Below are 19,747 nucleotides of genomic sequence, written 5' to 3'. Positions count from 1 at the left end.
TTCGCGCAGAGACGCAGAGAGCGCCGAGACATTATTCAGGAATTGCTGGTGTCCAGCATCCCCGGGAACAAAAGAGGGCGGCAAAGCCGCCCTCTCCCTTCTTTTCTCTGCGTCCTCTGCGCCTCTGCGCGAATCTTTTCGATCCACCAACAAAGCGCCGAAACGATCAATAACGATAATGCTCGGGCTTGAACGGGCCTTCGACCGGCACGCCGATATAGTCGGCCTGCTTCTGGCTCAGCTTCGACAGATGCACGCCCAGCTTTTCGAGGTGCAGCGCCGCGACCTTTTCGTCGAGATGCTTCGGTAGGACATAGACGTCGTTCTTGTACTGCTCGCTGCGCGTCCACAGCTCGATCTGCGCAAGCGTCTGGTTGGTGAAGCTCGCCGACATCACGAACGACGGGTGACCCGTCGCGTTGCCGAGGTTCACGAGGCGGCCCTTCGACAGGATGATGATTTGCTTGCCGTCGGGGAATTCCACCAAGTCGACCTGCGGCTTCACTTCGGTCCATTTATAGTTGGCGAGCGCCGCGATCTGGATTTCGCTGTCAAAGTGGCCGATGTTGCAGACGATCGCCATATTCTTCATCGCCGCCATATGCTCGGCGGTGATGACGTCGGCGTTGCCCGTCGCGGTGACGAAGATGTCCGAACGCTTCACGGCCTCATCCATCGACACGACCTCGAAGCCTTCCATCGCCGCCTGCAGCGCGCAGATCGGGTCGATTTCGGTGACGAGCACGCGCGCGCCGCCGTTACGCAGCGACTGCGCCGAACCCTTGCCGACGTCGCCGAAGCCGGCGACGGTCGCGACCTTGCCCGCGAGCATCACGTCGGTACCGCGGCGGATCGCGTCGACCAGCGACTCTTTACAGCCATAGAGGTTGTCGAATTTCGACTTGGTGACGCTGTCGTTGACGTTGATCGCGGGGAAGGGCAGCTCGCCCTTCTTGGCGATGTGGTACAGGCGGTGGACACCCGTTGTCGTTTCTTCCGATACGCCCTTGATCGCCTTGACGGTCTTGGTGAGGTAGCCGGGGTTCGCCGCGACGAACGCCTTCAGCGCGCGCTGCATTTCGATCTCTTCCTCATTCTCGGGCGCCGGCATCGTCTCGCCGGCCTCGAGCTTCGCGCCCCACAGCGCGAACATGGTGGCGTCGCCGCCGTCGTCGAGGATCAGGTTGCAGGTCGTGCCGTCTTCGACGCCCCAGTCGAAAATGCGGCCGACATAATCCCAATAGTCGGCAAGGCTCTCGCCCTTCACCGCGAACACCGGCACGCCCGTCGCGGCGATCGCGGCGGCGGCATGATCCTGCGTCGAGAAGATGTTGCACGTCGCCCAGCGGACTTCGGCGCCGAGCGCAGTCAGCGTCTCGATCAGCACCGCGGTCTGGATCGTCATGTGCAGCGAACCGGTGATGCGCGCGCCCTTCAGCGGCTGCGCCGCGCCATATTCGGCGCGCAGCGCCATCAGGCCCGGCATTTCGGTTTCGGCGATGTTGATTTCCTTGCGCCCGAAATCGGCAAGGCTGATGTCGGCAACGACATAATCGCGGGCGTCGGCGGCGAGAGTAGCCACGGGGGGATTCTCCATATTGGCAAAGACGACCGCAGGCGAGCGGCCACGAAAAACACGCCCGCGCCCTAGCCGAAACGCCGTCGTCGATCAAATATAAACTTTTCTTTATATCGCACTCGCAGCACCGCCCGCCCCGGCGCGCGGACGCACGAATCGGCGGCGCAAAAATGCGCGCGCCGCAAAAATAATTTTTGCGCGCAGCAATTGTGACAACCGGGCGGGCCCGATTGTGACATGGAGTCGCAAAGCCCAAGATTCTGAAAAATCGGACTTATAATGCGCCTTGCGATTAGCTTAATTCGTCTTTGTGACAACAGTGTTACAAAGCCCCGGAAATATTGACAATTTTCCGAATGCGCGAGAAAATCTCCTCAAGATTTTGGGGAGATACAAGGATGAAAAAATTTCTGCTGCCGCTCGTCGCTCTCGCCTTCGCGAGCCCCGCCGCGGCGCAATCGATCGTCGTCGTGACGGCGCCGCAGGCCGATTCGGAGATCCTGCCGGTCGCCTATGTCGAGCTCAAGGCCGGCGAGAATGAAGCCGCGGTCGAAAAGCTGACCGGCGAAACGACGCTCGACGCCCGCGACCCCTCGCGGCTGATCAATCTTGGTACCGCTTATGCCCGGCTGGGTCGCACCGCCGATGCCGCAGCCGCCTATGACGCCGCGATCGGCAGCCCGATCCGCTATGATGTCGAACTGGCGAGCGGCCGCTATATGGACTCGCGCTGGGCCGCGCGGACCGCGCTCGCCAACCTCAATCAGGGCAAACCGCTTCTCGCGCTCGCTCGCTAGGCCTCGCCGCCCTCGGTCGTCAGCAGGCGGGCGTCCACTCCCGCTTCGGCGAACGCCGCCTGCCATCGTTCGGCGGGCGGCGTTTCAAAGAGCAGGCCGTCGCTACCAGGGGTGACGTGCCAGCCGTGGCGGACCATTTCGCCTTCGAGCTGCCCAGGCGACCATCCCGCATAGCCGAGCGCCACCAGCCAGCGCGACGGGCCGCGCCCTTCGCCGATCGCGCGCAATATGTCGTGCGAACTCGATATCATCCAGCGATCGCAGACCTGCACCGCTTCCTGCCCGCCCCAGTCGCGGCTGTGGAGCACGAAACCGCGTGACGGCTCGACCGGACCGCCGAGGAAGACCGGCTGATCGAGCGGTTCGTCATGCTCGATCTCGAGCTGGTCGAGCACCGCGCCGACGGTCATTCCGTCGATCGGGTCGCCGATGCCGATCCCCATCGCGCCGTCCTCGTCATGGCTGATCATCGCGATCACCGAATGTTCGAAACGGGGATCGCCGATGCCCGGCAGCGCGAGCAGCAGCTGGCCGGTGAACCAGGTGGGGACGGTTTCCATATCCGTACAATGCCGCGACAGGCCGAAAGGGTCCAGCCTCTTTGCTGGACGACAGGCGAAGGGTTTCGCCCGCCAACCGCTCCCCTCCAAATCGACCGCCGCGCCCCTTCCCGTCCTTGACTCGCGCGCCGTCGCACCCAATGTCGCGTCCGAACCGAAACCCCTCAAGCGAAAAGGATGCCGACCATGACGATCCAGACCGGCGACAAGCTGCCCGATGCGACCTTCGTAAAGGTCACCGAAAACGGTCCCGAACAGGTCAATACCGCCGATTATTTCAAGGGCCGTAAGGTTGCGCTCTTCTCGGTTCCCGGCGCCTTCACCCCGACCTGCTCGGCCAAGCATCTGCCGGGCTTCGTCGACAAGGCCGGCGAACTGAAAGCCAAGGGCGTCGATGAGATCGCCTGCACCGCGGTCAACGACGCCTTCGTGATGGGCGCGTGGAGCAAGAATGCCAATGCCGGCGACAGCGTCACCATGCTCGCCGACGGCAACGGCGCCTTCGCCGAAGCCGTGGGTCTCACCATGGACGGCACCGCCTTCGGCATGGGCAAGCGCGGCCAGCGTTTCTCGATGATCGTCAACGACGGCGTCGTCGAGCAGCTCAACGTTGAAGCGCCCGGCGAATTCAAGGTGTCGAGCGCCGACCATATGCTCGAACAGCTGTAAAGTTCAAATCCTCCCTGTGGCGAAGCCATGGGGAGGTGGCGGCCCGCAGGGCTGACGGAGGGGCTGGTTCCTATCGCCCCTCCACCATGCTTCGCATGGGCTCTTCCCTGCCGCTTCGCCACAGGGAGAATAGTTTGCCCACCCCTTCCCTTTTGTCACATTTTCATGCAACAGCGACGCGATGACATCGAACTCATCGCAAGACAGCACCGATCCCACCGCGCTCGTCGACGGCATCATTGCCGAACTGCAGGATCGTTTCCGCATCTCGGTCTCCAATCTCAAATCGGCGATCGCGGCCTATGTGCGCGACCGCACGCCGCCGCCGGTCGATGCCGCCGCCAAAGGACTGTTCGACTATCCGGCGATCCGCCTCACGACCACCGGCGAGCAGCGCGAGGGCCAGAAGGGCCATAATCTCGCCTTCGGCCGCTTCGAGCGCGCGGGCGAGTTCGTCACCACTGTGACGCGCCCCGACCTTTTCGCCGACTATCTTCGCGAACAGCTGATGCTGCTCGCGCGCCACTACGACATCACGCTCGAAGTGACGCGCACCGGGCAGCAAATTCCCTTCCCTTATGTGCTCGACGCGAGCGACGGGTCGGACATGGGCGGCGTCACTCCGCTCGAACTCGCGCGCCATTTTCCGACGACCGAGCTCGCCGATATCGGCGACGAACTCGCCGACGGCCTGTTCGGACAGGACCCCGCCGCCGACCAGCCGCTCGCGCTGTTCGACGCGCTGCGCACCGACTTCAGCCTTGCGCGCCTTCGCCATTACACCGGCACCGCGCCCGAGCATTTTCAGCGTTATATCCTGTTCACCAACTATCACCGCTATGTCGACGAGTTCGTCGCTTGGGCGGGCGCGCAGGTCGGCCAGGGCAAATATACCGCGCTCGCGGGCGCCGCGGGGCTTTATGTCGACCAGCCCGGCGTCAACGCCAGCGCACTGGTCGCCGACAGCGCGTGGCGGCGGCACCAGATGCCCGCCTATCACCTGATCGCGCCCGATGGCGGCGGCATCACCCTCGTCAACATCGGCGTCGGCCCGTCGAACGCCAAGACGATCTGCGACCATCTCGCGGTGCTGCGTCCCGAGGCGTGGCTGATGATCGGCCACTGCGGCGGGCTGCGCCCCAGCCAGCGCATCGGCGACTATGTGCTCGCGCACGCCTATCTTCGTGACGATCATATCCTCGACGCGGTGCTGCCGGTCGCAATCCCGATCCCGCCGATCGCCGAAGTCCAGGTCGCGCTCGCCAGCGCCGCCGAGGCGGTGTCGGGCACCAGCGGCGCCGACCTCAAGAAGCGCATGCGCACCGGCACCGTCGTCACCACCGACGACCGCAACTGGGAACTGCGTTACACCGACAGCGCGCTGCGCTTCTCGCAGTCGCGCGCGATCGGCATCGACATGGAATCGGCGACGATCGCCGCGCAGGGCTATCGCTTCCGCGTCCCCTACGGCACCCTGCTCTGCGTTTCCGACAAGCCGCTCCACGGCGAGCTCAAGCTGCCCGGACAAGCGAACCGCTTCTACGAAGAGGCGATCGCCGCGCACCTCCAGATCGGCATCCGCACCTGCGAACTGCTCCGCGATGAAGGCGCCAAGCTCCACAGCCGGAAATTGCGCGCGTTCAACGAGCCGCCGTTCCGTTGACGCTGTCGCGCTCGATCGCCGGCCGCGTCGCGATCGTCACCGGCGCCGCGAGCGGCATGGGCCGCGCGACCGCATTGCTGCTCGCCAGCGAAGGCGCGAAGGTTGCGGTCACCGACCTCGACCTCGCCGCCTGCGAAGCCGTCGCGGCCGAGGGCGGGCCGAACGCCCAGGCCGTCGCGCTCGACGTCGCCGACGGCGAGGCGATCAAGCGCGTCGTCGCAGAGATCGCCGCGCAATTCGGCGGCATCGACATCCTCATCAACAACGCCGGCGTCTCGAGCTTCGCTGCGCTCGACGCCGGTGACGAATATGACGCGATCTGGCATCGCGCGCTCGCGGTGATGCTCACCGCGCACCAGCGCATGGTCCGCGCCGCGCTGCCCTGGCTCCGCAAAAGCGACGCCGCGCGCATCGTCAACATCGCCTCGACCGAAGGGCTCGGCGCGACACCCGGCGACACGCCCTATATCGCCGCCAAATCGGGCGTGGTTGGCCTGACACGAGGCCTCGCGGTCGATCTCGGCAAGGACGGCATCACCGTCAACTGCATCTGCCCCGGCCCGATCCGCACCGGCATGACCGACAAGGTGCCCGACGAGGATAAGCTGGTCTTCGCGCGGCGCCGCACCGCGCTCCGCCGCTATGGCGAGCCCGAGGAAGTCGCGCATATAACGCTCGGCCTCGTGCTCCCCGCGGCGAGCTATATCACCGGCGCCGTGATCCCGGTCGACGGCGGACTGACGGCGCGCAATGCGTAAGACCGCCTTGGGGTGGAGAACGGACGTCGAGGTCGTGTACTGACTTCCCCTTCCGCAAGTGGGAGGGGAGATTAAGTCCGATCCCGGTCGTTACCGGAAGAAGCAGTTCGCGCCAGCGAACAGCGCGTCGATCTTCGCCGCATCCCCCGGCGCGGCGAACATGCCGCCGATGACCTTGTCGCCCGTGCCGATGCTGAACTCCTCGCCGAGCGTGCTGTCCTCGATGTCCACGATCGTCACCGATTCCGCCGCCTTCCCACGCGTCGTGCCCACCGCGATGCCGCTCATCGTCGAATAGCTGTCGGCACCGGGTTCGTTGCCGAGGAACCAGCCGGCGAATTTGCCGTCCTGGAAATTGAGCGTCATCGCGTCGTAGCGGGTGAATTCCATCGCCCCCGCGCCGCATTCCGCATTGGTGCTGCGGTCGTCCTCCTTGCCCGCGACGTTCGCCAAGGCCGTTTCGGCCTGCGCGCGCGGGACGCCGAAGGCGAGCAGGCTCGCCTTGCCGCTGGTCTTGTCAACGAAACGCAGTCCTTCGCCGTCGAGGCTGACCGCGGTGGTCGCGGTGTTGGGACCGTCATTCTTCGCCTCGGGCACTGGTGGCGGCGCCGGATCGGCATCCACGGGCGCTTTCTCGGCCGCCGGATTGCACGCCGCGAGCAGGCCGATCATCGCGAGGGTGGTGAAGTTGCGCATGACTCTCTCCTGTCGCGGCGCGGGATCGCGAGCACCAGTATCGCACCCGATAGCGCGAGCGCCATATCCTTTTGCGCGTCCCAGATGTCGCCTTGCTGCCCGTTATAGCGGTCGGCGGTATCGCCCGCCGCGACGATGGTGAGCAGCCATTCGAAGATTTCGTAGAGGCACGAAATGGCGAGCACCCAGCCGAGCACGGCCAGCCCCGCGCCGCGCCATCCGAGCCCACCCCAACGCCTTGCGATTTCGGCGACGGGGATCACCGACAGCGCGCCGAAGGCGAAATGGACGAGACGGTCGTAATGGTTGCGCGTCCAGCCGAAGGCGTCGGCGAGGCTCGTGCCCGTCATCGCGCGGGCCCATTCGTCATAGGGGACATTGCTGTAGGCGTAGCGGCCGCCGAGCGTGTGGAGCGCCATGAAGAGGGTGAGGCACGCGACCGACGCGGTCGACATCGGCCAGCGGCGGAGCAGCAACGGGGAGAGGGCGAGCAGCAGCGCCGTCGGGATATGCTGAAGCAGCGCGACTTCGGGATAGGGCTGGTCGATCTGCGCGACGAGCAGCAACGCGAGGAGCAGGCCGAGCAGACGGCGCTGGGCGGCGGGAATGGCGGATTGAGGAACGGGCATCGCCCTCTCCTATCCGTTCGCATCGAGCGAAGTCGAGATGCCTCTCGCGCGCGCCGACACCCAGACGATCCTCCCTGTGCCGCGGGCATGGGGAGGTGGCAGCGGCACAACCGCTGACGGAGGGGCTTTAACGCGCCGTCGCGGCCCCTCCACCATGCTTCGCATGGTCCCCTCCCCATCGCTTCGCGACAGGGAGGATGTGAGCCTCAGCCCTTCTTGAGGTGCCGGCGGCCGAGCAGTTCGGCGATCTGCACTGCGTTGAGCGCGGCGCCCTTCCGGAGATTGTCGCTGACGCACCAGAGGTTGAGGCCGTTTTCGACCGTCGGATCTTCGCGGACGCGCGACACGAAAGTCGCGAAATCGCCGACGCATTCGACGGGGGTGGTGTAGCCGCCGTCCTCGCGCTTGTCATGGAGCACGACGCCCGGCGCTTCGCGCAGGATGCGCTGCGCGTCCTCGGCCGACAGTTCCTCCTCGGTCTCGATGTTGATCGCTTCCGAATGGCCGACGAAGACGGGGACGCGGACGCAGGTCGCGGTGACCTTGACCTTGGGATCGAGGATCTTCTTGGTCTCGACGACCATCTTCCATTCCTCCTTGGTAGAGCCGTCGTCGAGGAATTTGTCGATGTGCGGGATGACGTTGAAGGCGATCTGCTTGGTGAATTTGCTGATATCCTTCTCGTCGCCCACGAAGATCTGGCGCGTCTGGTTCCACAGCTCGTCCATGCCCGCCTTGCCCGCGCCCGACACCGACTGGTAGGTCGAGACGACGACGCGCTTGATCTTCGCGGCGTCATGGAGCGGCTTCAGCGCGACGACCATCTGCGCGGTCGAGCAATTGGGGTTCGCGATGATGTTCTTCGCGGTGTAGCCGTCGATCGCCTCGGGGTTCACCTCGGGCACGATCAGCGGCACGTCGGGGTCCATGCGATAGAGCGAGCTGTTGTCGATCACGACGCAGCCCGCGGCGGCGGCTTTCGGCGCGTGGATCGCGGTCGCGTCGCTGCCGATCGCGAAAATCGCCATGTCCCAGCCCGACCAGTCGAAATTCTCGATATTCTGGCATTTGACGGTCTTGCCCGTATCGCCGATTTCGATCTCGTCGCCCTGGCTGCGCGACGATGCGACCGCCGCCAGTTCGTCGTAGGGAAATTCGCGCTCGGCGAGAATGGCGAGCACTTCGCGCCCGACATTGCCCGTGGCTCCGGCGACTACGATACGATAACCCATTTATTCACTCCTCGGTGCAAAACTCGGTTGAAACCTTAATCAGACTTTCCAGCGGAAATGGCCGGTCAGCGGGTGGTCGAACAGCGCGTCCTCCTCGCGCGTGCCGCCGCCGATATTGTGGAGGACGAGCGGCACGCCGGTGGTATCCTTGCGGTCGGACACGATGCCGGTGTGCGGCATCCGCCCGCCGACCATCTGGGTGAAGATATCGCCCGGCCGCCAATCGGCGGGATCGTCGGTGACCGGGAGCGCCGCCCCTTGCCGCCGCCAATAGGTGGCGAGATTGGGAACGCGGCGGTGATCGATGTTGCGATCGGGGCGTCCGAGGCCCCAGTTTTTCGGGTAGGCCCCAAAATTGGCCTTCATGTCGGCGTTTACAAGGGCCTGCAGGTCGACGCCGAGCGCATCGCGGAACGCGCGGATCACGACGTCGGTGCAGACGCCCTTGGCGCGGTCGACGTCGCCGTTGGGAAAGCGCAGCACGCTGTAGGCGGGGTCATAGGCCAGCGTGACCCCGACCTGCCGCCGCGCCGCACGCACCACCCGCTGCGCATGGGTGAGCGCCATCGCTTCGCCCGACACGCCGAATGCGAGCACCGCGCCGAGAAAGGCGCGCCGTGTCGGCTGGAAGGATGAGGGTGCTCGCATCAGATTCGCTTTGCCCAAAAGAAAACGACCGGCTCTGCCTGTTGGCGGAACCGGTCGTTTTTGAAAGCTGTTTCGGCTTTGGGTGAGAGAAGCTCTCCTTAGCCTTCGCCGGCTTCCGACCGGTAATCGCGGCGCTCCGCAATACGTGCCGATTTACCAGTGCGCCCACGCAGATAGTAAAGCTTCGCACGACGGACAGCGCCCTTACGGACAACGGTAATCGAATCGATGTTGGGCGAGTAGAGCGGGAACACGCGCTCGACACCTTCGCCGAACGACATTTTGCGCACGGTGAAGTTGGAGCCCATGCCCTTGTTCGAGCGCGCGATGCACACGCCTTCGAAATTCTGGACGCGGGTGCGTTCACCTTCGACCACCTTCACGCCGACTTTCAGCGTGTCGCCGGGACGGAAGGTCGGAATGGTCTTGCCGGCCTTGGCAATTTCTTCGGCTTCGATCGTCTGGATGAGGTTCATGTCCTCTAGTCCTTTTCTTTTCGCCGCGCGCCAGAGGCAGGTCGGTCCCGAGCGCCCTCATGGCGCTCCCAAAGGTCCGGCCTGCGTAACCGTGTATGATCTTCCGCCTGTCGTTTCCGCCAGGCCGCGATCTTCGCATGATCCCCCGATCGCAGCACTTCGGGGATCGTGCGCCCTTCCCAAGTAACGGGCCGGGTATAGTGCGGATATTCGAGCAAACCGTTTTCGAACGATTCGTCGTCCCCGCTTGAAGCCGCGCCCATTACGCCGGGAAGCAGCCGAATGCAAGCGTCTAGCAGCAGCAGCGCCCCCATCTCGCCGCCCGACAATATGATGTCGCCCATCGACACTTCTTCGATCGGCCTTGCATCGAAGATGCGTTCGTCGAATCCCTCGAAGCGGCCGCAGAGGATGATCGCGCCGGGCCCCGCCGCAAGCTGGCGCACGCGCGCCTGTGTGATCGGGGTTCCGCGCGGGGTCATCGCGAGGACCGGCAGCCCCGGATGTGCCTCTATCGCATGGTCGATCGCGGCGGCGAGCACATCGGCCTTGAGCACCATGCCGGCGCCGCCGCCCGCGGGCGTGTCGTCGACGGTGCGGTGCCTGTCGGTCGCAAAGTCGCGAATCTGCACCGGCGCGCAATGCCACGTCCCGCTTTCGAGCGCGCGCCCCGCCATGCTGTGCCCGAGCGGGCCGGGGAATATATCGGGATAGAGGGTCAGGGGGACGGCGGTGAAACTCATGACGGCGGCTGCCATAGCGCCTCGGGGAGCAGGTGGCGATCCTTGTCGAGTTCGGCACGCAGCCATTCGCGGAAGCGTTCGATCTTGCGCACCCCCACCCGATTCTCGCGATGAACGAGCCACATCCCCGATCGCGCCGAGACATAGAGCGTGTCGAAAGGCTGGACCATGCGCCCGCTCGCGAGTTCGGCCAGCCAATAGAGCGGGGTCATCATCGCGACGCCGAAACCCGCCTGCACCGCGCTCGCTTCCTGCAGCTGGCTGTCGAGCTCGATCCCGCGGCGCGACGGCGCGGGCGGCGTGTCGACTCCCGCGGCGGCGAACCATTCGGCCCACCAGCTATCGTTGGGGGCGAGCCGCTGGACGCGCAACAGGTCGGCAGGCTCACGAATGTCATGCGCCTCGATAAAGGCGGGCGAGGCCATCGGTGCGAGATATTGGCGCATCAGAAAATCGGCGCGCAGCCCCGGCCACCCTCCCGGGCCGACGCGGATCGCGACATCGACGTTCGAGGCGTCGAAGTCGACCAGCTCGTTGCTCATCGCCATACGCACCGCGAGTTCGGGATAGGCGAGCTGGAAACCGCCGATGCGCGCGCTGAGCCAGGTGCCGCCGAAGCTGGTCGCGGCGTTGATTGTGAGCACTTCGGCCTCGTCGCTGCCCAAGGCGGCAAAGGCGTCGCCCATCGCGGCGAAGGCGCCCGAAATCGCGGGGAGCAGGCGCTGCCCCGTCTCGGAGAGGCGCACGCGTCCCTTTTCGCGCACGAAGAGCGCACGGCCGAGCCGGTCTTCCAATTGGCGGACCTGATAGCTCACTGCCGCCTGCGTCAGCCCCAGCTCTTCGGCGGCGCGCGAGAAATTCTGCAGACGTCCGGCGGCCTCGAAGGTTCGTATGGCGGCGAGGGGCGGAAGGCGGGACATGCGATCATATAAGCCAGACTTATACCATGGTCCACGCCTTTTGTTGGCGGCGCGGTGCGGAAAGGCGCATCTAGGCTGCACTCAAGCGAAAGGAGATGAGCGATGAAAGACGAGCATTTCATGCGCGTTTGGAATGACGGTCATGATCATTTCAGCGCCGATATCACCCGCGGCCTCCACCGGCTCGCGGCCCCGTTCCGCCGCCTTGGCGCGTGGATCGCCCTGCCGAGCGCGCCCGGCGAAGACAGCGTCTTCACCCGCGCCGCCGCGCGTTGCGGCATCCGCCCGCGCCGCCGCGCGCGATAACTCCCTGCCTCCCCTCTCAAAAGGTCCAGGGCGAAACGGGACGGGGTCGTCCCTTGCAAAGACCCCGTCCCGTTTTCATTATTCCTTATCGGGCGGCACGACGCGAAAGCGCAGCGCCTGCACCGTCGCCGGCGTCGTCGGGGCGAGTAGCAACAGTCCGTCGATCTTGCCCTTTTCGCAGTTGAGCCGGAAGGCGGTCGACATCGCGCCCATCGGCGCGAGCGGCTCGTCGGCCGGGCATTCGCCGACCTCTTCCTTGAGCGCCGCAAGTTCGGCCGCCCAATTTTCGGCCGAACGGTCCATCAGGAAATTCATCGCGAGCCTGCCTTGCAGCGGGCCGAGATTGCCCGCGGCATAAGCGGCCTTTGCCGCCGCATAGGCTTCCGCCACTACGGGTGACAACGGGACAACCCGCGGTTCGAGCAGCCCGGCCCTGTCCATCGCGACCGCCGTATCCCACGCGGGCGCCGAGGGGCCCGCATAGGTGCGGTTCGACAGCGCGAAGACGCCCACGCCATGATCGGGCATCAGCATCACATGGCTGCCGTAACCGGGATAGCCGCCGCCGTGCGCGAGCGTGAGCCCGAGGTCGCAATCCTGCGCGACGCGCCAGCCCATGCCATAGGCCGCGGCCTGCTTGCACGCGCTCGCCCCGCTGGCGCCGATACGATTGGTCACCGACACGAAATTAAGCCCCTGCGCTATCTCGCGCACCGTCGACCGCTTCACCGGACCGGCGTCTGCATCGTCGCGCGCGGGCCAGGCGGAGAGCAGGAAGGCGACCCATTTCGCATAATCATTGGCGCTGACCTGCAGCCCGCCCATCGCATTGAACGCGCCGTCGGCCATTTCGGGCTCGGGCGACCAGCGGCCGTTTTCCCAGCGATAGCCGAGCGCATAACGCGCCTTCGGCGCCTTGGTGACGTCGAAGCCGCTCGCCGTCATGCCGAGCGGGGTCAGGATCGCCTGCCGGACATAATCGGCATAGGCCATGCCCGACGCATTGGCGACGATGCGGCCGAGCAGCGCATAGCCGAAGTTCGAATATTCATGCTGGCTCTGCGGCGCGCGGCTGAACGGCACGCCCGCGGCGATCATCCTGGTGAAGTCTTCCTGCGGCAGCACCTGCTGCCGGTCGCCCCACGGATCGTCGGTGACGAAGCCCGCGACATGCTGGAGCAGGTCGCTGATACGGATGCGCGGGCTGTCTTTCGTCGGGTAGGCCCAGCCTTTCATTTCGGGGATATGGTCTTCGGCGAGGTCGTCGAGGCGGAGCTTGCCGTCGTCGCGCAGCTTCAGGATCGCGAGCGCGGTGAACGCCTTGGTCATCGAGGCGATGCGGAACAGGCTGTCGGGCGTGGCCGGGCTTTTGTCGGTCAGGGACTGGACGCCGATGCCCTTCACATAGGCGAGCCTGCCGTCCTTGACGACGCCGTAGACGAGGCCGGGGATATGCTGCTCGGCCTGATATTTCGCGAACAACGCGTCGATCTCGGGGGCGAGTTGGTCGAGGGTTTGGGGGGAGGATTGCTGCGCGGTGGCGGGGAGCGGAATAGTCAGCACCGCCAGCATGAGAGCAAATCTTGCGCGCATAAAACCTCCGTTCGCGCTGAGCCTGTCGAAGCACCGCTCTTTGGAACATAGAAAGGAAGATCGGCCCTTCGACAAGCTCAGGGCGAACGGATTTTGGAGGGGAGGTCCGTTACTCGACGAACGCCGCGTTGACGGTCACGCCGTCGGCGCTCCATGCCGGCACCGCCTGCGCGGTCATCGGAACCATGAAGCGCTTGCGATCGGGCTTTTCGATTTCGAGAATGTCGCCGGCGCCGAAATTCTCGACCGCGGCGACATGGCCGATCGCCGCGCCGTCGGTCGACACGCACGGCAGGCCGAGCAGGTCGTGGTGATAATATTCGCCCTCGGCCAAGGCAGGTAGCGCCGAGCGCGGGACAGTGAGCACGGCGCCGCGCAGGGCTTCGGCGGCGCTGCGATCATTGACCTCGGCGAAGGTCGCGACCGCGCCCTGATTGGCGGGGCGCACCGATTTAAGGGTGAGTTTGCGGTCCCCCGCATCGAAAACGGAAAAGGCGCGGAGAGCTTCCGCGCCTTCGCCGAACAGTTTGAGACGCACCTCGCCCCGCACCCCATGCGCGCCGGCGATGGCGGCGAGGGTGACGGGACGGTCGGCGTTCATAAAGGTTTAGCCTTCGGCCTTTTCTTCGGCTTCGGGCGCAACCGGGCCGCCTTCGGCGACCTCTTCGGCGATCGCAGCCGCATCTTCGGCGGTCGCGTCGGACGGGACTTCCTCCGCCACAGCGTCGGCGACGGCTTCGGCGGTTTCCTCGCTCTTCACCGAACCGGTCGCATCCGATTCAGCGGCCTCCGGAGCAGCAGCTTCTTCGGCAGCCGGAGCGGCTTCTTCGGCTGCTTCGGGTTCCGGTACCGGAGCAGCGGCGGCGGCGGCCGCGGCTTCTTCGGCGTCAGCCAGCTTCTGGGCCTTTTCCTCGGCGCGTTCCTTGGCCTTTTCGCCCGGGACCGCCTTGTTCGGGTTGTTGCGCGCGGCGCGTTCCTTGATGCCGGCGGCGTCGAGGAAGCGGGCGACGCGGTCGCTCGGCTGGGCGCCGACGCTCAGCCAATGCTTCGCGCGGTCGGCGTCGAGCTTGACGCGCTCCGGGCTGTCCTTGGCGAGCAGCGGGTTGTAGCTGCCGATGCGCTCGATGAAGCGACCGTCGCGCGGGCTGCGCGAATCGGCGACGACGATCTTGTAATAGGGACGCTTTTTCGAACCGCCGCGTGCGAGGCGAATGGAGGTAGCCATGAGTAATTCCTTCTACGTCTGAACTTCAAATTCGGTTAAATCACTTCTTTTTATTCAACAGGTTGGCGAGGTCGGGGGGCATACCGCCGCCACCGAGGCCGGGCAGCCCGCCGCCGCCCATTCCGCCGCCGCCAAGCCCGGGCATGCCCGGAATGCCGCCGCCGCGCCCGAACAGCGCGCCGAGGCCCTTGAGCCCGCCCATCTTGCGGATCTTCTTCATCGCGCTGGCCATTTCCTGGTGCATCTTCAGCACCTTGTTGACCTGCTGCACCGTCGTGCCCGACCCGTTGGCGATGCGGATCTTGCGCTTCGCATTGATCAGTTCGGGCTTCGCGCGCTCCTTCGGGGTCATCGAGCCCATGATCGCGTCGAAATGGACGAGCATCTTGTCGTCGGCGCCGCCCGCGGCCATCGCCGCCTGCGCCTTCTTGATCCCCGGGATCATCCCGGCGAGCGCGCCAAGGCCGCCCATGCGGCGCATCTGGTTGAGTTGCGTGCGCAGGTCGTTGAGGTCGAACTGGCCCTTGGCCATCTTCGCCGCCATCGCCTCGGCCTCTTCGGCCTGGATCGTCTCGGCGGCGCGCTCGACGAGGCTGACGACGTCGCCCATGCCGAGGATGCGGCCCGCGATGCGCGACGGCTGGAAGAGTTCGAGCCCGTCGAGTTTCTCGCCGGTGCCCGCGAACTTGATCGGCTTTCCGGTGACCGCGCGCATCGACAGTGCGGCGCCGCCCCGCGCGTCGCCGTCCATGCGGGTCAAGACGACGCCGGTGAGCGGCACCTGATCGGTGAAGCGCTGCGCGACCTGCACCGCGTCCTGACCCGTCAGGCTGTCGACGACGAGCAGGGTTTCGGCGGGGTTCGCGGTGCGCGACACCGCCTGCATTTCGTCCATCAGCTGCTGGTCGACGTGGAGGCGGCCCGCGGTGTCGAGCATCAGCACGTCATAGCCCTGAAGCTTCGCGGCCTGCATCGCGCGCTGCGCGATCTCGACCGGCTGCTGGCCCGCGACGATCGGAAGCGTCGCGACGTCGATCTGGCTGCCGAGAACCGCCAACTGCTCCTGCGCCGCCGGGCGGTTGACGTCGAGCGACGCCATCAGCACCTTCTTGCGCTCTTTTTCCTTGAGCCGCTTCGCGATCTTCGCGGTGGTGGTGGTCTTACCCGAGCCCTGCAGACCAACCATCATGATGACGGCGGGAGGGGCGACATTCAGATCGAGCTCGGCGGTTTCGGACCCGAGCATTTCGGTCAGCGCATCGCTGACGATCTTGACCACCTGCTGTCCCGGGGTCACCGAGCGCAGGACATTCTGGCCGATCGCGAGTTCGGTGACCTGATCGACGAAGCTACGCACGACGGGCAGCGCGACGTCGGCCTCGAGCAGCGCGATTCGCACTTCGCGCATCGCCGCGCGCACGTCGGCCTCGGTCAGCGCGCCGCGGCCGCGGAGCTTTCCGAAAACATCGCCAAGCCGATTGCTCAGACTGTCGAACATGCGCCTCAAATCCTTCGTTTCGAGGCCCGCAACGCAAAAGACGCCGGTGAGCGAAACCTCGCCAACCAGCGGCTATCCGTGGACAGACTTTCCGTCGCGGACATCGATAATCCGTGCGCAATATGCGCGTGGACGTGGAGGCCTCTATACAAAAGCGGCCGGAAGGGCAAGAGCAACGCTCCTCCCTGTGCCGTAGGCATGGGGAGGTGGCAGCGGCGCAGCCGCTGACGGAGGGGCAATGGCGTGACGCCGCCGCCCCTCCACCACCGCCTACGGCGGCGGTCCCCCTCCCCATCGCTGCGCGACAGGGAGGACCGCACTTAACCCAAATTTCACCGCTTTCGCCGATAAGGCGCGCGAGGGTGGGACCATATATATGACATCGACGCCGAAGCCATTCGACCGCAGCGAGGGCGCCAAACGCGACATCATCGCCGGCGGCATCGTCGTCGCGGCGATCCTGCTGTTCGTCGGCACGGGCAGCAATGTGATGCAGGCAGCGGTTCGCGCGCTGATCGGCATCGGCGGCGGGCCCGACCGCGCGCTCGCAACGGCGCTGGTGCTCAACATCGCGCTGATCCTTTTCGGCTGGCGCCGCTACAAGGATCTCAACCGCGAAATCGTCGAGCGCACCGAGGCCGAACGGCGCGCGCGCTACCTTGCCGACACCGATCCGCTGACGGGTTTCCTCAACCGCCGCGCGCTGCTCGCGGCGGGGCAGCGGATGATCGCGGGCGCCGCCGCCGAGAAACGCCACGTCGCGCTTTTCCTGCTCGACCTCGACCATTTCAAGACCGTCAACGACATCCACGGCCATGCCGCGGGCGACCGCGTGCTGCAGGTCGCGGCCGAGCGCATCTCGGCCGTCCTGCCGCCCAATGCCACCAAGGCGCGGCTCGGCGGCGACGAGTTCGTCGCGATGCTGGCCTTCGAGCCCGCGGCGCGCGCCGACATCGACGCGCTCGCCGCCGAGCTGGTGACGGCGCTCGACAATATGATCACGCACGACGCGCAGCAGATCCGCATCGGCGCGTCGCTCGGCATCGCGCTAGCCAATGATGCGAGCATGACGATGGAAACGATGGTCCGCCAGGCCGACATCGCGATGTATCATTGCAAGGACGAAGGGCGGAACCGCTTTTGCTGGTTCGAGACCGGGATGGAGATGGCAGTGCAGGTCCGTAACCAGATCGAGACCGGGATCCGCGACGGCATGCCGCGCGGCGAGTTCGTCCCGCATTTCGAACCGCAGGTCGATATCGCGAGCGGGCGGCTGCTCGGCTTCGAGATGCTGATGCGCTGGGAATCGCCCGAATATGGCATGATCCCGCCCGAACGCTTCATCCCGGTCGCCGAGGAAAGCGGGCTGATCGGCGAATTGTCGCTGAAGGTGATCCGCGATGCGATGGAGATCGCGAAACGCTGGGACCCGTCGATCATGCTCGCCGTCAATATCTCGCCGCAGCAGCTCAAGGACCCGTGGTTCAGCCAGAAGCTGACCAAGCTGCTCGTCGAAACGGGCTTCCCCGCCGCGCAGCTCGAGGTCGAGATCACCGAAAGCTCGCTGTTCGAAAATCTGCCGCTGGTGCGCTCGATCGTCACCAGCCTCAAAAATCAGGGCGTGTCGCTCAGCCTCGACGATTTCGGCACCGGTTACAGCTCGCTGTCGCACCTGCGCGCGCTGCCGTTCGACCGCATCAAGATCGACCGCAGCTTCATCGCCGCGATGCGCGGCAGCCCCGACGCGCAGGCGATCGTCGTCGCGATCGTGCGGCTGGGCGAAAGCCTGGCAATGCCGATCACCGCCGAGGGCGTCGAGGACGAGGCGACCGCGATCGAACTGACCCGACTTGGTTGTTCGAAGGGGCAAGGTTGGCACTTCGGCCGCGCCGCGTCGGCCGCCGACACCGACCGCCTGCTCGCCGAGCGCGGCCTGCTGCGTGCGCCGATGGTGCCGGAGGTCGGATCGGACACCAGCGAGGGAACGCCGCTGCGAAAGAGCGCATAAGTCCTCCCCTCCCTGCAAGGGAGGGGTTGGGGGTGGGTTGGCGAGCAAAGCTCGCCGCTCTATACCTTTGGCGATGCACCGTGTACCGCCCGAAATGACCGAGCGTGCTCGACAGCTAAGGCGAGACGCCACGCCAGCAGAACGAAAACTCTGGCGCATCCTTTCCGGTTACCGGCCAGCCTTCACCAGACAGCTTGTCGTTGGGTCCTACATCGTCGATCTGGCGTGCCGTGAGGCGAAGCTCGCTATCGAACTTGATGGTAGCCAGCATCTCGACCAACAGGAATATGACGGCAAGTGAACTGCCTATCTGGAAAGCATGAACTGGCGGGTCATCCGGCTATGGAATTCCGATGTAATGACCAATCCAGATGGAGCAGCCGAGTATCTGCTCGCGCAGGCCGCCGAGTGCCTCGGCGGGACCCACCCCCAACCCCTCCCTTCCAGGGAGGGGAGGATCAGGAAACCGCGGACGCCTCGCTAGACTTCGCTGCCCCGCCCCCCTAAATGCGCCCTATGGCAGACCGCTTCACCAAGATGCACGGCCTCGGCAACGACTTCGTCGTGATCGACGCGCGCGAGCATGCCGTCGAGATGACACCGGCGCGTGCGCATGCGATCGCCGACCGCCGTCACGGCATCGGGTGCGACCAGTTGATCCTGCTCGAACCGTCGGCGAGTGCGGACGTGAAGATGCGGATCTTCAACGCCGACGGCGGCGAGGTCGAGGCGTGCGGCAATGCGACGCGCTGCGTCGCGACGCTGATCGGCAAACCCGCGGTGATCGAGACGCTGGGCGGCATGCTGCGCGTCACGCCGGCTGATGGCGGCGCCGAAGTCACATTGGGCGAACCCGTCTTCGACTGGGAGTATATCCCGCTCGCGATGCCGATGGACACACGCGACATGCCCGTCGCGTGGGACGAGCTGGAGCATGGCGCCGCGGTCAATGTCGGCAATCCGCACATCGTCTTTTTCGTGCCCGAGGCCGACGCCGTCGCGCTCGACGAGCTGGGACCACGGATCGAGACCGATCCGCTGTTCCCCGAGCGCGTCAACGTCAATGTCGCGAGCCTCGACGGCGAGAACCAGTTGCAACTTCGCGTCTGGGAACGCGGCGTGGGCCTGACGCAGGCGTGCGGCACCGGCGCGTGCGCGACCGCGGTCGCGGCGGTCCGCGCCGGGATCGTCCAGTCGCCGGTGACGGTATCGCTGCCCGGCGGCGACCTCGTCATCCGCTGGGCGCCCGGCGAGCCGATCGTGATGAGCGGCGCCGCGACGCGCGTGTACGAGGGCGAGACCGACTGGGCGCAGTTCGGATGAGCGCAGCTCTCGCCGACCGCCAGAAGGTCGTCAATTTCGGTTGCCGGCTGAATATCGCCGAGGGCGAGGCCATCCGGGCCGCCGTCGAGGCCGCAGGTCGGCGCGATACGATCGTCTTCAACAGCTGCGCGGTGACCGACGAGGCGGTGCGGCAGGCGCGGCAGGCGGTGCGCCGGAGCTTGCGCGAGCGGCCGGGGGCCGAGGTCGTGGTGACGGGGTGCGCGGCGGAACTGGAGCGCGAGACCTTTGCTGCGATGGGCGCGCGTGTGGTGCGCAACGATGCCAAGGGGTTGGCGGAGAGCTATCGCTTCGAACAGGAAAAGAACGGCCCTTCGACAAGCTCAGGGCGAACGGAGTTGGGGAAAGCGACCTCAGATTCTCCGTTCGGGCTGAGCTTGTCGAAGCCCCGCCCTCCCTATTCCCC

The 19,747-nt window shown here is 65.7% G+C and carries 20 protein-coding genes and 2 pseudogenes; 9 read left to right on the top strand and 13 right to left on the bottom strand.

The genetic code is table 11. The annotated features are described in order from the left end of the window. Positions 1-166: 166 nt before the first annotated feature. On the bottom strand, positions 167-1,582 hold the full coding sequence (gene ahcY / locus FG95_RS07420) for an adenosylhomocysteinase (RefSeq protein ID WP_037555008.1): 1,416 nt from the start codon (positions 1,580-1,582) through the stop codon (positions 167-169). Positions 1,583-1,977: 395 nt separating this feature from the next. On the opposite strand from ahcY, the gene FG95_RS07415 reads away from it, so the two are divergent. Beyond that, a complete protein-coding gene (locus FG95_RS07415) occupies positions 1,978-2,376 on the top strand; it encodes a hypothetical protein (RefSeq protein WP_037555007.1) in 399 nt (132 codons plus the stop codon). Here the strand turns inward: FG95_RS07415 and FG95_RS07410 are convergent. Then, positions 2,373-2,936, bottom strand: a complete 564-nt coding sequence (locus FG95_RS07410) for a YqgE/AlgH family protein (RefSeq protein WP_037555006.1) — start codon at positions 2,934-2,936, stop codon at positions 2,373-2,375. The genes FG95_RS07415 and FG95_RS07410 overlap by 4 nt on opposite strands. 186 nt (positions 2,937-3,122) lie before the next feature. Between FG95_RS07410 and FG95_RS07405 the strand changes: the two genes are divergently transcribed. The 3 genes from FG95_RS07405 (at position 3,123) to FG95_RS07395 (ending at position 6,026) form a co-directional block, all read left to right on the top strand. Continuing rightward, on the top strand, positions 3,123-3,605 hold the full coding sequence (locus FG95_RS07405; protein WP_037555049.1) for a peroxiredoxin: 483 nt from the start codon (positions 3,123-3,125) through the stop codon (positions 3,603-3,605). Between the two features lie 181 nt (positions 3,606-3,786). After that, positions 3,787-5,268, top strand: coding sequence for an AMP nucleosidase (locus tag FG95_RS07400; RefSeq protein ID WP_052182184.1), 1,482 nt, complete (start codon positions 3,787-3,789; stop codon positions 5,266-5,268). Then, positions 5,265-6,026, top strand: a complete 762-nt coding sequence (locus tag FG95_RS07395; RefSeq protein ID WP_037555005.1) for an SDR family NAD(P)-dependent oxidoreductase — start codon at positions 5,265-5,267, stop codon at positions 6,024-6,026. The genes FG95_RS07400 and FG95_RS07395 overlap by 4 nt, the downstream gene beginning before the upstream one ends. Positions 6,027-6,116: 90 nt before the next feature. Here FG95_RS07395 and FG95_RS19830 read toward each other — a convergent pair whose 3' ends face one another. The 7 genes from FG95_RS19830 to FG95_RS07360 all read right to left on the bottom strand — a co-directional run bounded on the left by FG95_RS19830 (position 6,117) and on the right by FG95_RS07360 (position 11,370). Next, positions 6,117-6,722 carry a hypothetical protein gene (locus FG95_RS19830; RefSeq protein WP_052182183.1) on the bottom strand — a complete coding sequence of 202 codons (606 nt, stop codon included), beginning with the start codon at positions 6,720-6,722 and terminating at the stop codon, positions 6,117-6,119. Continuing rightward, entirely contained in the window at positions 6,695-7,351 is a 657-nt protein-coding gene (locus FG95_RS07385; RefSeq protein WP_037555004.1) for a DUF2238 domain-containing protein, read from the bottom strand. The genes FG95_RS19830 and FG95_RS07385 overlap by 28 nt, the downstream gene beginning before the upstream one ends. 206 nt (positions 7,352-7,557) lie before the next feature. Next, positions 7,558-8,583, bottom strand: coding sequence for an aspartate-semialdehyde dehydrogenase (locus FG95_RS07380; protein ID WP_037555003.1), 1,026 nt, complete (start codon positions 8,581-8,583; stop codon positions 7,558-7,560). 39 nt (positions 8,584-8,622) lie between these two features. Continuing rightward, positions 8,623-9,231 carry a DUF1287 domain-containing protein gene (locus FG95_RS07375; RefSeq protein ID WP_081933057.1) on the bottom strand — a complete coding sequence of 203 codons (609 nt, stop codon included), beginning with the start codon at positions 9,229-9,231 and terminating at the stop codon, positions 8,623-8,625. A 98-nt stretch (positions 9,232-9,329) separates the two neighbouring features. After that, entirely contained in the window at positions 9,330-9,707 is a 378-nt protein-coding gene (gene rplS / locus FG95_RS07370; protein WP_037555002.1) for a 50S ribosomal protein L19, read from the bottom strand. A 5-nt stretch (positions 9,708-9,712) separates the two neighbouring features. Then, positions 9,713-10,450, bottom strand: coding sequence for a tRNA (guanosine(37)-N1)-methyltransferase TrmD (gene trmD, locus FG95_RS07365; protein ID WP_037555045.1), 738 nt, complete (start codon positions 10,448-10,450; stop codon positions 9,713-9,715). Continuing rightward, positions 10,447-11,370, bottom strand: coding sequence for a LysR substrate-binding domain-containing protein (locus FG95_RS07360; protein WP_037555000.1), 924 nt, complete (start codon positions 11,368-11,370; stop codon positions 10,447-10,449). The genes trmD and FG95_RS07360 overlap by 4 nt, the downstream gene beginning before the upstream one ends. Positions 11,371-11,472: 102 nt before the next feature. On the opposite strand from FG95_RS07360, the gene FG95_RS19825 reads away from it, so the two are divergent. Continuing rightward, the gene (locus FG95_RS19825; RefSeq protein WP_052182182.1) at positions 11,473-11,676 is read left to right on the top strand and encodes a hypothetical protein; all 204 of its coding nucleotides are present in this window, start codon (positions 11,473-11,475) and stop codon (positions 11,674-11,676) included. 78 nt (positions 11,677-11,754) lie between these two features. Here the strand turns inward: FG95_RS19825 and FG95_RS07350 are convergent, their stop codons facing one another. The 4 genes and pseudogenes from FG95_RS07350 to ffh all read right to left on the bottom strand — a co-directional run bounded on the left by FG95_RS07350 (position 11,755) and on the right by ffh (position 15,992). After that, a complete protein-coding gene (locus FG95_RS07350; protein ID WP_037554996.1) occupies positions 11,755-13,269 on the bottom strand; it encodes a serine hydrolase domain-containing protein in 1,515 nt (504 codons plus the stop codon). 109 nt (positions 13,270-13,378) lie between these two features. Continuing rightward, positions 13,379-13,870 carry a ribosome maturation factor RimM gene (rimM, locus tag FG95_RS07345; protein ID WP_037554994.1) on the bottom strand — a complete coding sequence of 164 codons (492 nt, stop codon included), beginning with the start codon at positions 13,868-13,870 and terminating at the stop codon, positions 13,379-13,381. 165 nt (positions 13,871-14,035) lie between these two features. Next, positions 14,036-14,494, bottom strand: a pseudogene (rpsP, locus tag FG95_RS07340) (30S ribosomal protein S16); the annotation flags it as partial. A gap of 40 nt (positions 14,495-14,534) precedes the next feature. Continuing rightward, positions 14,535-15,992, bottom strand: a complete 1,458-nt coding sequence (gene ffh, locus FG95_RS07335) for a signal recognition particle protein (RefSeq protein ID WP_037554990.1) — start codon at positions 15,990-15,992, stop codon at positions 14,535-14,537. Between the two features lie 376 nt (positions 15,993-16,368). On the opposite strand from ffh, the gene FG95_RS07330 reads away from it, so the two are divergent. The 4 genes and pseudogenes from FG95_RS07330 to FG95_RS07320 all read left to right on the top strand — a co-directional run. Next, positions 16,369-18,000 carry a putative bifunctional diguanylate cyclase/phosphodiesterase gene (locus FG95_RS07330; protein ID WP_037554989.1) on the top strand — a complete coding sequence of 544 codons (1,632 nt, stop codon included), beginning with the start codon at positions 16,369-16,371 and terminating at the stop codon, positions 17,998-18,000. Between the two features lie 73 nt (positions 18,001-18,073). After that, positions 18,074-18,301 carry an endonuclease domain-containing protein gene (locus FG95_RS21295; protein ID WP_327195725.1) on the top strand — a complete coding sequence of 76 codons (228 nt, stop codon included), beginning with the start codon at positions 18,074-18,076 and terminating at the stop codon, positions 18,299-18,301. A 215-nt stretch (positions 18,302-18,516) separates the two neighbouring features. Continuing rightward, the gene (gene dapF / locus FG95_RS07325) at positions 18,517-19,323 is read left to right on the top strand and encodes a diaminopimelate epimerase (protein WP_037554988.1); all 807 of its coding nucleotides are present in this window, start codon (positions 18,517-18,519) and stop codon (positions 19,321-19,323) included. Further along, a pseudogene (locus FG95_RS07320) lies at positions 19,320-19,747 on the top strand (tRNA (N(6)-L-threonylcarbamoyladenosine(37)-C(2))-methylthiotransferase MtaB); the annotation flags it as partial. The gene dapF and the pseudogene FG95_RS07320, both read left to right, overlap by 4 nt.

Origin of the sequence: Sphingopyxis sp. LC363 (assembly GCF_000756385.1) — a bacterium.
In the GTDB taxonomy this organism is placed as follows: Bacteria; Pseudomonadota; Alphaproteobacteria; order Sphingomonadales; family Sphingomonadaceae; genus Sphingopyxis.
Note: the sequence above shows the minus strand (reverse complement) of the source record. Positions and strands in the feature narration are given on the sequence as shown.

Excerpts from the sequence above, each read along its gene's own strand:
- FG95_RS07415 (WP_037555007.1), top strand. The coding sequence starts at position 1,978 with ATGAAAAAATTTCTGCTGCCGCTCGTCGCTCTCGCCTTCGCGAGCCCC.
- FG95_RS07410 (WP_037555006.1), bottom strand. The coding sequence starts at position 2,936 with ATGGAAACCGTCCCCACCTGGTTCACCGGCCAGCTGCTGCTCGCGCTG.
- FG95_RS07405 (WP_037555049.1), top strand. The coding sequence starts at position 3,123 with ATGACGATCCAGACCGGCGACAAGCTGCCCGATGCGACCTTCGTAAAG.
- FG95_RS07400 (WP_052182184.1), top strand. The coding sequence starts at position 3,787 with ATGACATCGAACTCATCGCAAGACAGCACCGATCCCACCGCGCTCGTC.
- FG95_RS19830 (WP_052182183.1), bottom strand. The coding sequence starts at position 6,722 with ATGCGCAACTTCACCACCCTCGCGATGATCGGCCTGCTCGCGGCGTGC.
- FG95_RS07385 (WP_037555004.1), bottom strand. The coding sequence starts at position 7,351 with ATGCCCGTTCCTCAATCCGCCATTCCCGCCGCCCAGCGCCGTCTGCTC.
- FG95_RS07380 (WP_037555003.1), bottom strand. The coding sequence starts at position 8,583 with ATGGGTTATCGTATCGTAGTCGCCGGAGCCACGGGCAATGTCGGGCGC.
- FG95_RS07375 (WP_081933057.1), bottom strand. The coding sequence starts at position 9,231 with ATGCGAGCACCCTCATCCTTCCAGCCGACACGGCGCGCCTTTCTCGGC.
- rplS (WP_037555002.1), bottom strand. The coding sequence starts at position 9,707 with ATGAACCTCATCCAGACGATCGAAGCCGAAGAAATTGCCAAGGCCGGC.
- trmD (WP_037555045.1), bottom strand. The coding sequence starts at position 10,450 with ATGAGTTTCACCGCCGTCCCCCTGACCCTCTATCCCGATATATTCCCC.
- FG95_RS07360 (WP_037555000.1), bottom strand. The coding sequence starts at position 11,370 with ATGTCCCGCCTTCCGCCCCTCGCCGCCATACGAACCTTCGAGGCCGCC.
- FG95_RS19825 (WP_052182182.1), top strand. The coding sequence starts at position 11,473 with ATGAAAGACGAGCATTTCATGCGCGTTTGGAATGACGGTCATGATCAT.
- FG95_RS07350 (WP_037554996.1), bottom strand. The coding sequence starts at position 13,269 with ATGCGCGCAAGATTTGCTCTCATGCTGGCGGTGCTGACTATTCCGCTC.
- rimM (WP_037554994.1), bottom strand. The coding sequence starts at position 13,870 with ATGAACGCCGACCGTCCCGTCACCCTCGCCGCCATCGCCGGCGCGCAT.
- ffh (WP_037554990.1), bottom strand. The coding sequence starts at position 15,992 with ATGTTCGACAGTCTGAGCAATCGGCTTGGCGATGTTTTCGGAAAGCTC.
- FG95_RS07330 (WP_037554989.1), top strand. The coding sequence starts at position 16,369 with ATGACATCGACGCCGAAGCCATTCGACCGCAGCGAGGGCGCCAAACGC.
- FG95_RS21295 (WP_327195725.1), top strand. The coding sequence starts at position 18,074 with ATGCACCGTGTACCGCCCGAAATGACCGAGCGTGCTCGACAGCTAAGG.
- dapF (WP_037554988.1), top strand. The coding sequence starts at position 18,517 with ATGGCAGACCGCTTCACCAAGATGCACGGCCTCGGCAACGACTTCGTC.